This window comes from Ferruginibacter profundus (assembly GCF_054783275.1).
The window spans coordinates 1,484,028-1,497,679 of record NZ_BAAGQW010000001.1 but is presented as its reverse complement, the minus strand read 5'-3'; the positions used below and the strand labels follow the sequence as shown (position 1 = coordinate 1,497,679).

The 13,652-nt window shown below is 39.4% G+C and carries 13 protein-coding genes; 4 read left to right on the top strand and 9 right to left on the bottom strand.

Translation table 11 applies throughout. The features are described 5' to 3' along the window. The first annotated feature begins 1 nt into the window (after position 1). From ACYVM0_RS06300 to ACYVM0_RS06290, 3 genes are read left to right on the top strand one after another with little or no spacing between them, the layout of a single operon-like run. Complete coding sequence (locus ACYVM0_RS06300; RefSeq protein ID WP_460554155.1) at positions 2-1,978, top strand: fumarate reductase/succinate dehydrogenase flavoprotein subunit; 1,977 nt, start codon at positions 2-4, stop codon at positions 1,976-1,978. Between the two features lies 1 nt (position 1,979). Further along, a complete protein-coding gene (locus ACYVM0_RS06295; RefSeq protein ID WP_460554152.1) occupies positions 1,980-2,852 on the top strand; it encodes a glycosyltransferase family protein in 873 nt (290 codons plus the stop codon). A gap of 18 nt (positions 2,853-2,870) precedes the next feature. Further along, positions 2,871-3,635 (top strand): succinate dehydrogenase/fumarate reductase iron-sulfur subunit, encoded by a 765-nt coding sequence (locus ACYVM0_RS06290; RefSeq protein WP_460554149.1) that lies wholly within the window; start codon positions 2,871-2,873, stop codon positions 3,633-3,635. A gap of 77 nt (positions 3,636-3,712) precedes the next feature. On the opposite strand, the gene ACYVM0_RS06285 is transcribed toward ACYVM0_RS06290, so the two are convergent. The 9 genes from ACYVM0_RS06285 to ACYVM0_RS06245 form a co-directional block, all read right to left on the bottom strand. Further along, positions 3,713-4,636 (bottom strand): DUF5777 family beta-barrel protein, encoded by a 924-nt coding sequence (locus tag ACYVM0_RS06285; protein ID WP_460554146.1) that lies wholly within the window; start codon positions 4,634-4,636, stop codon positions 3,713-3,715. Positions 4,637-4,655: 19 nt separating this feature from the next. Next, positions 4,656-5,207, bottom strand: a complete 552-nt coding sequence (locus tag ACYVM0_RS06280) for a YceI family protein (protein ID WP_460554143.1) — start codon at positions 5,205-5,207, stop codon at positions 4,656-4,658. Positions 5,208-5,218: 11 nt separating this feature from the next. Then, positions 5,219-5,602: a hypothetical protein gene (locus ACYVM0_RS06275; RefSeq protein ID WP_460554140.1), complete on the bottom strand. Its 384-nt coding sequence runs from the start codon at positions 5,600-5,602 to the stop codon at positions 5,219-5,221. A gap of 29 nt (positions 5,603-5,631) precedes the next feature. Further along, the gene (locus ACYVM0_RS06270) at positions 5,632-6,333 is read right to left on the bottom strand and encodes a c-type cytochrome domain-containing protein (RefSeq protein ID WP_460554137.1); all 702 of its coding nucleotides are present in this window, start codon (positions 6,331-6,333) and stop codon (positions 5,632-5,634) included. Between the two features lie 57 nt (positions 6,334-6,390). Beyond that, positions 6,391-6,816: an OB-fold protein gene (locus ACYVM0_RS06265; protein ID WP_460554134.1), complete on the bottom strand. Its 426-nt coding sequence runs from the start codon at positions 6,814-6,816 to the stop codon at positions 6,391-6,393. A gap of 160 nt (positions 6,817-6,976) precedes the next feature. Then, entirely contained in the window at positions 6,977-8,548 is a 1,572-nt protein-coding gene (locus ACYVM0_RS06260; protein ID WP_460554131.1) for a hypothetical protein, read from the bottom strand. Positions 8,549-8,746: 198 nt separating this feature from the next. Continuing rightward, positions 8,747-9,505, bottom strand: coding sequence for a LytR/AlgR family response regulator transcription factor (locus tag ACYVM0_RS06255; protein ID WP_460554128.1), 759 nt, complete (start codon positions 9,503-9,505; stop codon positions 8,747-8,749). Between the two features lie 2 nt (positions 9,506-9,507). Then, on the bottom strand, positions 9,508-12,387 hold the full coding sequence (locus ACYVM0_RS06250; protein WP_460554126.1) for a two-component regulator propeller domain-containing protein: 2,880 nt from the start codon (positions 12,385-12,387) through the stop codon (positions 9,508-9,510). Between the two features lie 31 nt (positions 12,388-12,418). Continuing rightward, positions 12,419-12,895: a YceI family protein gene (locus ACYVM0_RS06245; protein WP_460554123.1), complete on the bottom strand. Its 477-nt coding sequence runs from the start codon at positions 12,893-12,895 to the stop codon at positions 12,419-12,421. A 284-nt stretch (positions 12,896-13,179) separates the two neighbouring features. On the opposite strand from ACYVM0_RS06245, the gene ACYVM0_RS06240 reads away from it, so the two are divergent. After that, entirely contained in the window at positions 13,180-13,560 is a 381-nt protein-coding gene (locus tag ACYVM0_RS06240; RefSeq protein WP_460554120.1) for a hypothetical protein, read from the top strand. The last annotated feature ends 92 nt before the right edge of the window (positions 13,561-13,652 follow it).

Here is a 13,652-nt window from a genome sequence, read left to right as displayed (position 1 = left end):
TATGGCTCTAAATTCAAAAATACCTGCGGGTGAGATGAATGAAAAGTGGGAAGATTATAAAGGACATGTAAAGCTGGTGAACCCTGCCAACAAAAGAAAAATTGAAGTGATCGTTGTAGGAACCGGTTTGGCGGGAGCTTCGGCTGCTGCTGCATTGGGTGAGCTGGGATATAAAGTAAAAACATTTTGTTTCCAGGATAGCCCCCGCCGTGCTCATAGTATTGCGGCGCAGGGTGGTATCAACGCTGCAAAAAATTACCAGAATGATGGTGATTCGGTTTTCCGTTTATTTTATGATACTGTAAAAGGAGGTGATTACCGTGCAAGAGAAGCTAACGTACATCGTTTGGCCGAAGTAAGTGTAAACATCATTGACCAGTGTGTGGCGCAGGGTGTTCCTTTTGCAAGAGAATATGGTGGCTTATTAAGCAACAGAAGTTTTGGTGGTACACAGGTACAAAGAACTTTTTATGCAGCTGGACAAACCGGCCAGCAATTATTATTAGGCGCTTACAGTGCATTGGAAAGACAAGTGGCATTGGGTACAGTTACGCAATACAACCGTCATGAAATGCTGGATGTGGTAATGATTGATGGTAAGGCAAGAGGTATTATAGCAAGAGACCTTGTAACAGGAAAATTAGAAAGACATTTTGGCCATGCGGTATTACTATGCACCGGTGGATATGGTAATGTATTTTATTTAAGCACCAATGCTATGGGCAGCAATGTTACTGCAGCATGGAAGGCGCATAAAAAAGGAGCCTTCTTTGGTAATCCTTGTTTTACTCAGATACATCCTACATGCATTCCCGTTAGTGGCGACTATCAAAGTAAACTTACACTGATGAGTGAAAGTTTACGTAATGACGGACGTATATGGGTGCCCAAAAAGAAAGACGATAACCGCAAAGCGGTAGATATACCGGAAGAAGAAAGAGATTATTACCTGGAAAGAAGATACCCGGCTTTTGGAAACTTAGTGCCAAGAGATGTGGCTTCAAGAGCAGCAAAAGAAAGATGTGATGAGGGCTATGGCGTAGGTACCACCAAATTAGCTGTGTACCTGGATTTTGCAGATGCAATAAAACGCTACGGAAAAATTGAGGCCGGTAAACAAGGTAACCATAACCTGGATGAAGCTTCTATTATTGCTTTGGGTAAAGAAGTGGTGAAAGAAAAATATGGTAACCTGTTTGAAATGTACGACAAGATAACCGGTGAGAACCCCTACGAAATGCCTATGAGGATATATCCTGCGGTGCATTACACCATGGGCGGCCTTTGGGTGGATTATGAATTGAAGACAACAGTAGATGGCTTGTATGCTTTAGGCGAAGCTAACTTCAGCGATCATGGTGCAAACCGTTTGGGTGCATCAGCATTAATGCAGGGCCTGGCTGATGGTTACTTTGTTATTCCGTATACCATTGGTAATTATTTGGCGGATGAAATACGTAATCCTGCCATCCCTACCACACATCCTGCATTTGAAGAAACAGAAAAGGCAGTAAGCGACAGGATAAATACTTTAATGAACATTAAGGGCACGCAAACGGTAGAAAGTTTTCATAAACGTTTGGGAAAGATCATGTGGGATAAATGCGGAATGGCCCGTAATGCACAAGGCTTACAGGAAGCCATAGCCGAAATTCAGCAATTGAAAAAGGAATTCTGGAGTGATGTACGCATACCGGGGGAGATCAACAGCATGAACCCTGAATTAGATAAAGCCGGCCGTGTGGCAGATTTTATTGAGCTGGGTGAACTGATGTGTAAAGATGCCCTGAACCGTAATGAAAGTTGCGGCGGACACTTCCGTGAAGAAAGCCAGACAGCAGATGGTGAAGCCAAACGTGATGATGATAATTACAGCTATGTAGCCGCTTGGGAATACAAAGGAGAAAGCAACTGGGAATTGAATAAAGAAGAGCTGACATTTGAAATAGTGAAACCGACGCAAAGAAGTTACAAGTAAAATGAAAGTATCCGGCTTCACCTTTGTAAAGAATGCCATTAAGTATGGCTACCCGGTGGTGGAATCGATAACATCCATTTTGCCTGTAGTAGATGAAATGATCGTTTGCCTGGGAGATTCGGAAGATGATACCAACAACCTGATCGCATCCATAGGTTCTGATAAAATAAAGATGATTCATTCCGTTTGGGATAATAATCTGAGGGAAGGCGGAAAGGTGCTGGCAGTGGAAACTAATAAAGCCATTGCAGCAACAGCGGCAGATAGTGATTGGCTCTTTTACATCCAGGCAGATGAAGTGGTGCATGAACAATATCATACTACTATTGTTGATGCTATGAATAGATATGCCAGTGATAAAAGGGTGGAAGGGTTGTTATTCAACTACCATCATTTTTACGGCAGTTATAAATACATTGGCGATGGCAGAAGCTGGTATAGTAAAGAGATCAGGATCATCAGGAATAATAAAGGCATCAAAAGTTATAAGGATGCCCAGGGCTTCAGGTGGGAAGATGGCAGAAAGTTAAATGTAAAACTGATCGATGCATATATCTATCATTATGGCTGGGTAAAAAATCCTTTGACCATGAACCGGAAGAAAGAGAATTTTGGAACACTCTGGGATGGGGAAAGCGGAAAAAACAAAGTAGTGAAGGAAGCCGCATTTGATTATACCAATATTGATTCGGTAACCTTGTTTAAAGGCACACATCCGGCAGTGATGAAGGAGCTGGTGGCAAAGGAAGACTGGAATGTAGAACTCGATATTCAAAAGAAGAATTTTAAAAATACAAAACACCGGGTACTGTATTTTATCTGGCAAAAATTTGGATGGCGGCCGTTTGAATACAGTAACTATAATAAAATTTAGCATTAAAGTAATTTACGTATGGAACATTACAGCATGAATTTAACGTTGAAGGTTTGGAAACAAAAGGATACCGGCGATAAAGGCCAGTTTGAAACTTACCAGGTAAAGGATATTTCATCCGAGATGTCTTTTTTAGAAATGTTTGATGTGTTGAACGAGCAGTTGATCACCGAGGGTAAAGATGCCATTGCGTTTGATCATGATTGCCGTGAAGGTATCTGCGGTATGTGCAGTATGTATATCAATGGTAAAGCGCATGGGCCTTGGGCACAGAATACCACCTGCCAGTTGCACATGAGGGCTTTTAAAGATGGCGATACCATTGTGGTGGAACCATGGCGCAGTGCGGCTTTCCCGGTAATTAAAGACCTGATGGTGGACAGAGGTGCATTTGATAGAATTATACAGGCAGGCGGTTATATATCAGTAAATACCGGTAATGCAGTAGATGCTAATGCCATTCCTATTGATAAAAAAGATGCAGATGATGCCTTTGCCGCAGCAGCATGTATTGGTTGTGGTGCCTGTGTGGCCGCCTGTAAAAACAGCAGTGCCATGTTATTTGTAAGTGCCAAGGTTTCTCAATTGGCTTTATTGCCGCAGGGCCAGCCGGAAAGAAAAACCCGTGTGTTAAATATGGTAGCACAAATGGATAAAGAAGGTTTTGGTAATTGCACTAATACCTATGCCTGCGAAGCAGAATGCCCTAAAGGAATTTCTGTAAGTAATATAGCCAGGATGAACAGGGAGTTTTTAAGTGCAGGATTAAGTTCAGAAGAATAAAATGTAAGATATATTACAATAAGAAGCCGCTTCAAAATGAAGCGGCTTTGTTATACCTGTTAAACCAACCTTGCACTTTATTTCTTTTTCCTTTTGTCTTTTATAGTAAACACCCTTGATACATTGAATCCAAAATGAATATCGCCTTTAAAAAAATCGCCGGTGGTTTCTGTTATAAAAGTTTTTTCCGTCATGCCGGTGGAGTTGGTAAAGTGCAATTGAAAAACGTGGCCGCCGGTTTCAATATCAAAACCCACCGCTAAAGAATTTTTAGTGCCCGGAATCATATATCCTTCTCCGGGTACTAGCGATATCGGCAGAATATGATAATACTCTGCATTAAAGCTTAACCTTTTACTCAACTTAATTCTTCCGCCAATACCCATTGCAAAAATATCATTGGGGTCTGTTACGGCTTGTGCAATATTGTAGTGAACAAACGAAGGCATGATCTGCAATGAAAGGCCTTCGCTGAATTTACGTGCAATAATTAACTGGTGTGCAAAAGACAGGCGTGAAGTATAATAATTCTTACGTGTGGGATCTTCCCATTTTAATGTTTTAATCATTACTGCAGACATTGCACTGATTGAAATTGGTGACGACCATCTGCCACCTTTAGATTGTCTCAGTATTTTAAATTTTCCAAAAGCATCATATTGTTTTTGAAAAGTACTTCTGCCAACTCCTATCATTAAACGGTTGGAAATGCCATAGTCTAATCCAAGGCGCATGGTGGCCTGGTCTAAACCAAAAAATTCATAGCCCCCTTTATTGACCATACCGAAGCGGTGGGAAATTTTAAGGTCTAAAACGCCTGCTGCTGCATTTTCAATGGAGTGTCCGTTGATCAGTCTTGATGTTTTAAAAGTTGCGGTGGCATAATCTCTTTTCTTTTCCTTTGCAGTTTCAGCTTCCAGCATTTTCATCAGGTCATCCTGTGCCTGTAACCCCGGTAAAGCAACGCCCAGTAAAAAAAATAGTATGAGAAGTTTTTTCATTAATCAGAATTTTATAGGTTTAGCTTTTAGGTTCGTATTTACAGTCAACAGTCAGGTCAATCTCTTCCGAAATTTTATCTCCTACCAATGCGGGGATGCTGATATTGTAATCTTTTAACCTGATACTGAATTTTGAGAAGGCTGTAATCTTTCCTGCTTTTACAGTTACAGAACCTGTAGATAATATTTTTTTTGTTACCCCATGCATTGTCAGCTCGCCTTCTACAGTAACAGGGTAGGCGCCATCTTTAGTAAAATTTACGGAGCTAAGGTTAGTGATCTTACCTTTAAAAGTTGATTTAGGAAATTTACTGCTCTCTACATAATTCTCATTAAAATGCTCCTCCATTAATGCCCTTTCAAAGTGAAAACTTTTTAGTAATACTGCAAATACCAGTTCGCCTGATTGGATGTTAAGAATACTGGAGACTTCATTATTATCTGCTTCTACTTTTTCTACTTTAGAGCGGGAGTAAAAAGATATCTTACCCGTTTTAGTCATGAATATATTTTGAGCATTTACTAATACAGTAGCCATGCTAAGCGTGCTGATAAGAAATATTTTTTTCATATTGTTGAATTTTAATTGTTTGGAGTACCTGAGTTGATCCATTGCTGAATTCTGGTGATTGTGCAGCCTGATAATTTAGCGCCACCTTTTGGCATAGCAGAATAAGCACCGGTTTGATTTATGGAGCCCATCAGCCGGCCGTTAAGCGCCTGGGTTTTTACGCCTGCATAAGTATCCAGTATTACACCTCCCGATGCAGCAGTGGTGCTATGGCAGCCGCTGGTATTACAGCTGGCATTCATAATGGGCAATACTTCAGTGGAAAATTTTGCTACCACAGATGTATCGCAGGGTATTTTACCATCGGGATATAAAAGATCAGCCTTATCATAATAACAACTCTCGTTTATTGAAATAAAAAGAATTGTGATAAGAATAAATAATACGGTTTTCATAAAATAGTAGTGTTACCTGGTTTATTAATTTAATTATTAAGAGCACCTGCTGCAATCCATTTTTGTATCTGTTGTATCCTGCAATCCGATAATTTGGAACCACCTTGTGGCATAGCAATAAATCCGGATGCATGTGTAATGCTGCCCATCAATTTTCCATTGGCAGCAATTGTTTTTATACCTGCATACGTACTCAGGTCTATACCGCCACCTAATGAGGAAGGGTTATGGCATCCTTTGCAATACGTGTTTACGATAGGTGCAGTTGCGCCTGAGTAAGTAATTACCGCTGTATCGCAATCGTTACAGGCGTTGTTTTTTGCGCCTTGTAAAATCCAATTGTAAATAATATCTTTTTGTGCCTGTGTAAATGCAGGAGCAGGGGCAGGGGGCATCCTGTCGCTACCGGATTTAATAATTACTTTGTACAATTTACTATTGGCAGGGTTGCCGGGGAGTACTCCTCCTGTTGAAAATATTTTTGCGTACGTAGTTAAATTCACCCCTTCCTTATGCGTAATGGCATCGTGACAGCCACTCATGGCACAACCGGAATTTAAAAGTGGCAAAACTTTATTTTGAAAATATACAGTGTCGGCACTACAGGTTTGTGTACCACCTGTAATTTGAATTTGTGCTTCGGTAAGCTGTATTTCATGTTTACATGAAATGATAGCTGAAAAGAGGATAAACACAAATACCGTAAGCAAAAACAATTTGCATTTTTTCATTTTACTGAATTAGAGTTATTAAAAATTGGTTCTTCAATAAGAATTGTCATTCCCGTTTTATTTTGCCTGAACAATACATCTTACCAAAACAACATCAGTAAGGTAACCGGTACAGATACCTTTAATAGTTACTGGTGCGCCTGTTGTAATTGTAGCCGGTACCGCTCCTTCAAGCGTACAAATAATGCCGCTCATATCCGATCCTTTCAAGGTAATCACAGGTTCTCCTTTTTGGTTTTTTGAAATATTATCTATTGTGCCGCTTACTTCTAATACTTTATCCAGATATTGGCTGTTGGCAAAGGGTTCGTTGGTTTCATATGCAACCGCTAATTGTGCAGCAGGTACCTGTATAGATGCGGCAGCTTCCACATTTCTGTGTGGCTTGGTCCACATTTTGTATCCTGTAAAACCTCCTGCCACAGCTATAAGCAGTACCAATAGCAACGTAAATTTTAAAATCCTTTTTTTCTTTACGGTCATAAAAATCATTTCCTTTTTTTATTCTAAAATTGCGCCAATCGCATGCAATAGTTTTATAAGGTTCGCTGAGTCTGCATTTAAACATGCTGAACCTGTAAATCAAATACTACAGGCCAGCATGTCAGTTGTCGTATCTATAAAAACTAAATCCGGATGAATATTAATCGGTGTACCTGTGGCCGGCGTTGATCCAGTTGGTGATGATGGCTTTTTCTGCAGCTGTTAAAAATGGTTGCGGGCTTTTAGGCATTTTAACCCAACCCGGCGAATATAAAACAGACGTGCTGTTGATCTGGCTCCATTTAGAAACGATACTGCAATCGGCATCAAAATTATACCCGGCAGTAGTGGTGCCATTCATGTGGCAACCGCTTCCGCTGCATCTTGTTGTAATCAGGTTTCTTACCTGGGCAAACAACGGGCCTTGTGCTATTACACCTACTGTTACTGATAATGTTTTTGTACAACCATTCACATCTTTTACCCCCATAACATAATTGCCCGCATTCTGATTGGCAAAAATATTACTGGTTTGATAAGCACCTCCATTGATATTATAAGTAAAACCTGAAGACCCTGTTGCTGTTACTGTAATACTGCCGTTATTCGTTGGCGTTACACAAGGCGTTGTGTTGACTATTGCGGCAGTAAGTACAATTGTTGTGCTTGTACAAGGGCTTGTTGCAGTAAGAGTAGCCTGTGTACTGCCTAAACAACCGTTGGAATTTTTTGCTGTAATGGTATATGTGCCCGCTACAAGGTTGGCGAATGTGCCACTGGTTTGGTAAGTGCCATTATTTAAGCTGTAAGTAAAACCGGAGCCACCGGTAGCTGATGCTGTAATAGAACCATTGCTGAGGCCTGTAGAAGGGTTTACCGTTGTGGTGGTTACTGCTACCGTAATTCCTGCGCAGGGATTAGATGCGCCTAAAGCTACAGTAGTTACACCGGTACAACCATTTGAATTTTTTGCTGTGATGTTATAGTTACCAGCAGCCAATCCGCTGAAAGTGCCGCTGGTTTGAAATGCAGCATTGTTTAAACTGTACGTGAATCCGGTGCCGCCGGTTGCCGTTGCAGTAATGGCGCCATTACTTTGTGTTGTAGTTGGTTGCACAACGGTAGTGGCAATGGCAACCGTAATTCCTGCACAGGGATTATTGGTACCCACCGTTACCTGGTTACTGCCAATACAGCCTGCTGCACTTTTTGCTGCTACTACATAATTCCCCGGTGCTAAATTGGCAAAAGTACCACTGTTTTGAAAAGCACTACCATTGATACTGTAAGTAAAACCTGTACCCCCCGTAGCGGTAGCAGTTACCGATCCGTTAGATTGATTTAATAAAGCATCGGTTTTGGTTAGCGTAACATTTATAACAACACCCTGGCAGGGATCAAAGGAACCTATTTGTACCACAATAGTATCAGTGCAGCCAATTGAATTTTTGCCTACCAGGTTATAATTTTTAAAAGGCTCCAATCCTGAAAAATAACCAGTGTCCTGGTAGCTGCTGCCGTTTAAACTAAACTTGAATCCGGAACCACCAACGGCTGTGGCGGTGATAGTGCCATTGTTTTGATTAAGCGTAGCCGGTGTTTGTATGGCGCTCACTTTAAAGGAACTTCCATTACAGGTTTGAGGCGGTAGTTCGTGTTTACAGGCAAACTGAAACACGGTAATTAATAATACCAGCGCACTTACAATTTTAAAGGTGATAGTTTTTTTCATAAACATTGGGTTATTGTAGAATAAACAGATTGTGTTGTTGTACTACTTTCTATTTACTGGATATAAGGTACTGCGGGACCAGTTTTATAAGACGAAAAATTAAGCCAAGGCACGTAAAGGCCTGGTAAAAACCTGCTGAAGCTGCAGGTAGGGTGGCTGAATCTGCAATGGGAAAATTACGATAGTAAACAGCGCAATTTATTCTGATAACCAGCTGCGGAAATCCTGTGCCCGGTCGATGGCTACAACAGTATCCAGGCGGGAAGGAGGGTTGAGTCTGACGATGATCCTGGAACGGGTATGGGCTTTCATTTCTTCAATAGCATGATGCCCGATGATAAATTGCCGGTTGATACGAAAGAAATTTTTTGGATTGAGTAATTGTTCTGTCTGGTCCAGGTTAAAATCCATCGGGTATCGCTTACCGTCATTGGTACAAACAAAATTAGATTTGTTCTCGGTATAAAAATAAGCAATGTCGCCAATGGAAAGCGATTTAATAGTATCGCCGATCTTGATAATAAATCGGTCTTTATATTTTTTGGAAGGAGGTTGTATTGTTTTTAATATTTCGGCATAATCTGCAACAAAGGACCGGGAGCTTTGTAATAATCTTAATTTATCAATGGCTCTTTTTACGTCAGTTTTATCAATAGGCTTAAGCAAATAATCCACACTATTTACTTTAAAAGCTTCCAGGGCATAATTCTCGTGGGCAGTGGTAAAAATAACCGGGCAACTTATTTTTATTTTATTAAAAAGTTGCAGGCTGTTTCCATCGGCCAGTTGTATGTCCATAAATATCAGGTCGGGCATAGTGTTGTGTTCAAACCAACTGATGGTCTCTTCCACACTGGGTGTTGCGCCAATTAAAACAGCATCAGGAACAACCTCCAATATAATTTTCTGTAGCCGTTTTAAGGCTTGTTCTTCATCTTCCAGGATAAGTATCTGCATATTTAGTTAGAATTTAATAGTGGTAACCTTACTGTAAATATTTCACCGTTCTCTTCCTGTACTACTTCTCTGTTGGTAAGTACTTTGTAGCGATTCTTAATATTTTGCAAACCCACACCTTCGCTTTCTGCCGGTTCCATTTTACTATTGATATTATTTTGTATCACAATGGTATCTCCTTCAGAAAAAATATGAATATGCAATGGCCTGAACTTGCTGATGGCATTATGCTTAACGGCATTTTCGGCTAAAAGCTGTAAAACCAGTGGCGGTATAAATGTGGATTTTTTAAGTACCGGCTCAACGCTGATGGAGATCTGCAACGCATCTCCATATCTTTTTTCCTGTATGTATAAATACGATTGCAGTAATTCCAGCTCTTCTCCCACAGTGATCAGCTCTTTCTGGCTGTAGGCGGTCATCTTACGGTAAAACTGCGAGAGGTGTTTTATCAGCATCGATGCTTCTCCGGGATTTTCTTCTACAATATTCATCAATGCATTAAAACTATTGAAAAGAAAATGTGGGTTTACCTGGTTTTTTAAAGCATCATATTGTAATTGAAATCTTTCTCTTTCTGCATATTCCTTTTTACGGATACCCCTTATTCGTTGCTTTACAAAAAAGTAAAGTAAGCCTGCTATTGCAAGGGCTGCCACAAGGCGGAACCACCATGTGGTGTAGAAGGAATTAGCAATAGTAAAAACATAATTGGCAACAGGTGAGGCTTCAAAATTATCACTTGCAGAAGCCCTTATTTTTAAAGTGTATTTTCCCGGTCGCAATTGCGGAAAATTGATCATACGGTCGCCAGTGGTTTCCCATTTTTTACTATAGCCATCCAGGAAATATTGAAACCTTATTTTTTCAGGGGCTTTGTAATAGGCAGCAGCAAACTTAAAGCTAAAATTATTCTGATCGTGCTCAAAACTATTTTCCAAATCAGTATTAACGGGATTATTAAATAAAGTTACCTGTTCAATGATGGCTTGTGGAGTATATGATGAAAAAGATTGCTGGCTTACAAAACGAACAATTCCTTTATCTGTACCAATCCATATATTACCATCAGCATCTTTCGCTATTGAATTCAGGTTGGGTTGTAATTCCTCAAATCCGGATTCGCTTCCATAATGCTGCACAATATTTTTTACAGGATTAAATACATCTATTCCTTTTTTGTTAACAGCAATGATGTTATTATACTCATCGGCAGCAATAGAAGTAATTGCCATATCTGTGAGCCCGTTTTTAATACCATATTGGATAAATTTTTTTTCATCATATTCAAACAGCCCGTCGTTGTAAGTGCTTATCCAGATGTGGTGATTTTTATCTTCGGCAAGCGAATACGTAACTTTTGAAGGAAACATTTTTTCCAGGTAAAAATTAATAAAAAGGTTATTATAAAAAAGGGCCACACCTGCACCATCAGTCGCAAACCAAACCCTGTTTTTAGAATCGATGAGTATATGATAAATATAATCACTTCCCAGGCCATCGTTTTTATTGTAATTAGTGTAGCTGATCTTTTCGGCCAGGTCATAATTGTTTTCCGTAAGCGTAAAGCGGGCTACTCCGTTTAAAGTAGATACCCAGACCTGGTTATCCTTACCTGCAATGCTGAGTATATTGCCATAATATGCTATAGGGTCTTCATCAATCCTTCTCCATTTTCCGGTAATTGTATTCAGCCTGAATAAACCTTCTCCCATTGTACCGATCCAGATAAATCCAAATTTGTCTTTATAAAGACTCGTAATATCAATATGCTCTTTTGGAGGCGTGATCTCATAGCTGTGCAGATTTTCTTTGCCGAGGTTTTCTATAGTGCTCTCATACAATCCAAAATCAGGAGTAAACCATAATTTTTTTTCATCATCAGCAAGTAATGCATGCACTTTAATGAAGCTGGTATTTTTAGCAGCAAACCAATACCTTAAATAATCACCGGTGAAGCTTACAATTTTATTTTCTGATGCCGCCCAGATATTACTTTCATTATCTGTTTGCAGGTCTGCAATTCTTTTTGGAAAAATAGTATCTCTTAAAAATTTATCTGTAAATGCATTATTTATTTTATTGTAACAAATGATGCCGCTTTGTTCGGTAGCAATAAGCGTTTCATTCTTTAATTCTGAAATGTCGTTTACCTGGCCAAATTTCCATTGCAGGGTATTGCCTGCAGTAACGATCTGCTCTGTTTGAATATTAAAAAGCACAATACCCCTGGATTGCATGCCAATCCAGACCATATTTTTTTGCTGTGCGGCAACAATGCACCGAACAATATTATCCGGTAGTCCATTTTTAGAACTGAAAAAATGAATGTATTTTTTACCATTATCAAAATTGATAAATGATAAACCCCTGTCTGTACCTGCAATAATTCTTTTACCTTCGGCAGTGTATAAACAATTTACATTATCATCACCAAGCCCATCAGCAGTAGTTATTTTGTAAAGCCGGTTGTTATCGTAACAATAGATGCCTTCACCTGCGGTAGCAAACCATAGTCTTTTTGCAGCATCAGTACAGATGTTGGTGATGGTTACTTTAGGTAGTCCATCTGCAGGCTTAAACAAATCAATACTATGATTCCTGATGGTAATGACCTGGCCGTTTTTGCACCCGGCCCATATTGTGCCGTCGGCATCTTCGTACAAGGCACTGATATATGCTCTTTCCTGTCCGGCAATTACAATCTTCTCGGGTATTAACGAATTGTATTTAAAAAGTCCTTCTGAAGTGCCGATCCATAAAAAACCATTATGGTCTTTAAGAAGTGTAGTTGTTTTTAAAATAAGATTTTCTTCTTCTACATCAATTTTTTTTGAATAGGGGCTCTGTGCAATACTATTTACACAAAGTAGCAAAGCCACGAAAAGGTTTAAATATTTAGCCTGCATATTTTTATTTTGCAATAAAATCTGCCGCAACAATCACATTAATTTCAGAAGCCAGTTTTTCATGGACAATTCTTGGTATTTTAATGTCGTGTTCCGACAGAAAAACAGTAAACATACAATTGAGTTTTATCACACCTTTTTTAACTACCAGGTCGCCTTGCAAAATTCTTTCCTGTTCCACTCCATGAATTGAAAATTTTCCTTTGGCCCTGATATTGTAAGTGCCATCCCTGGTAAAATCGTCTTCCTCAATAATGTGGCCACTAAAACTGGCTGTTGGAAACCGGTCACTTTCCAGGTAGTTTTCATTAAAATGTTCTTTTTGCAGGGGACTGTTAAATCCTTCAAAAGTCTTCATGGCCACCGAAAAAGCAAAAGTTCTTTTCTCCGCATCAATCACACCTTTTAGTTGAGTTGAAGATGCTTTGATCAATTCCAGTTTTGTATTGGAATGAAAAGAAACAATACTTTTTTTGATCATAAAAATAGTGTTGCTGTTTTGACCTTTGACAGTTGAAATGCCAAAAATGAAATACAGCAAAGCAACCGGTAAAAATATTATCTTCGGAAACATGCGATGAAAATAAGGATTTTATACCATCATAGTCATGAGCGTCGTCATATGAAATTCGTAAAAAATATGCTTTAACGGCACCAACTATTGCCCGATATGCAGATAATCGCATTGAACCTGTTTATTTTAAAGCTGAACCTGTATCCGTTTTTTTTAATATTGCTTTGCGCATATTTTATATCTTTGCAACATTGAAACGTTTTTCTGCAATATTGTTTTTATCACTAACGCTGCTCACTCAAACGGAGCTGCACCAGGTGTTTAAGCTGCCTGTATTACTGCAACATCTTGCAGAACATCGGGCACATAATAAGAATATGTCGGTTGCAGACTTTGTAATACTCCATTATTTCAGCGGCAATCCTAAAGACAAAGATTATGACAGGGATATGCAGTTGCCTTTTAAAACAACCGAGTGTGCCGCAATGGTAAATGTTGCAATCATACCCACACCATCTTATAGTATAAAACTTCCTGCCTATTTTATTGATATCAATTATCCATCACTGGCCAATAGCAGGGAACGCTTCAGCCATACGGCAGATATCTGGCAGCCTCCAAGGCTTTCTTAATCAAATCACATCAGGGGTATTAGTATCCAAACAACATTAACAGTATCGTTGATGATGTGATGTATTATTTCATGCATTAAATAATTAAAAAT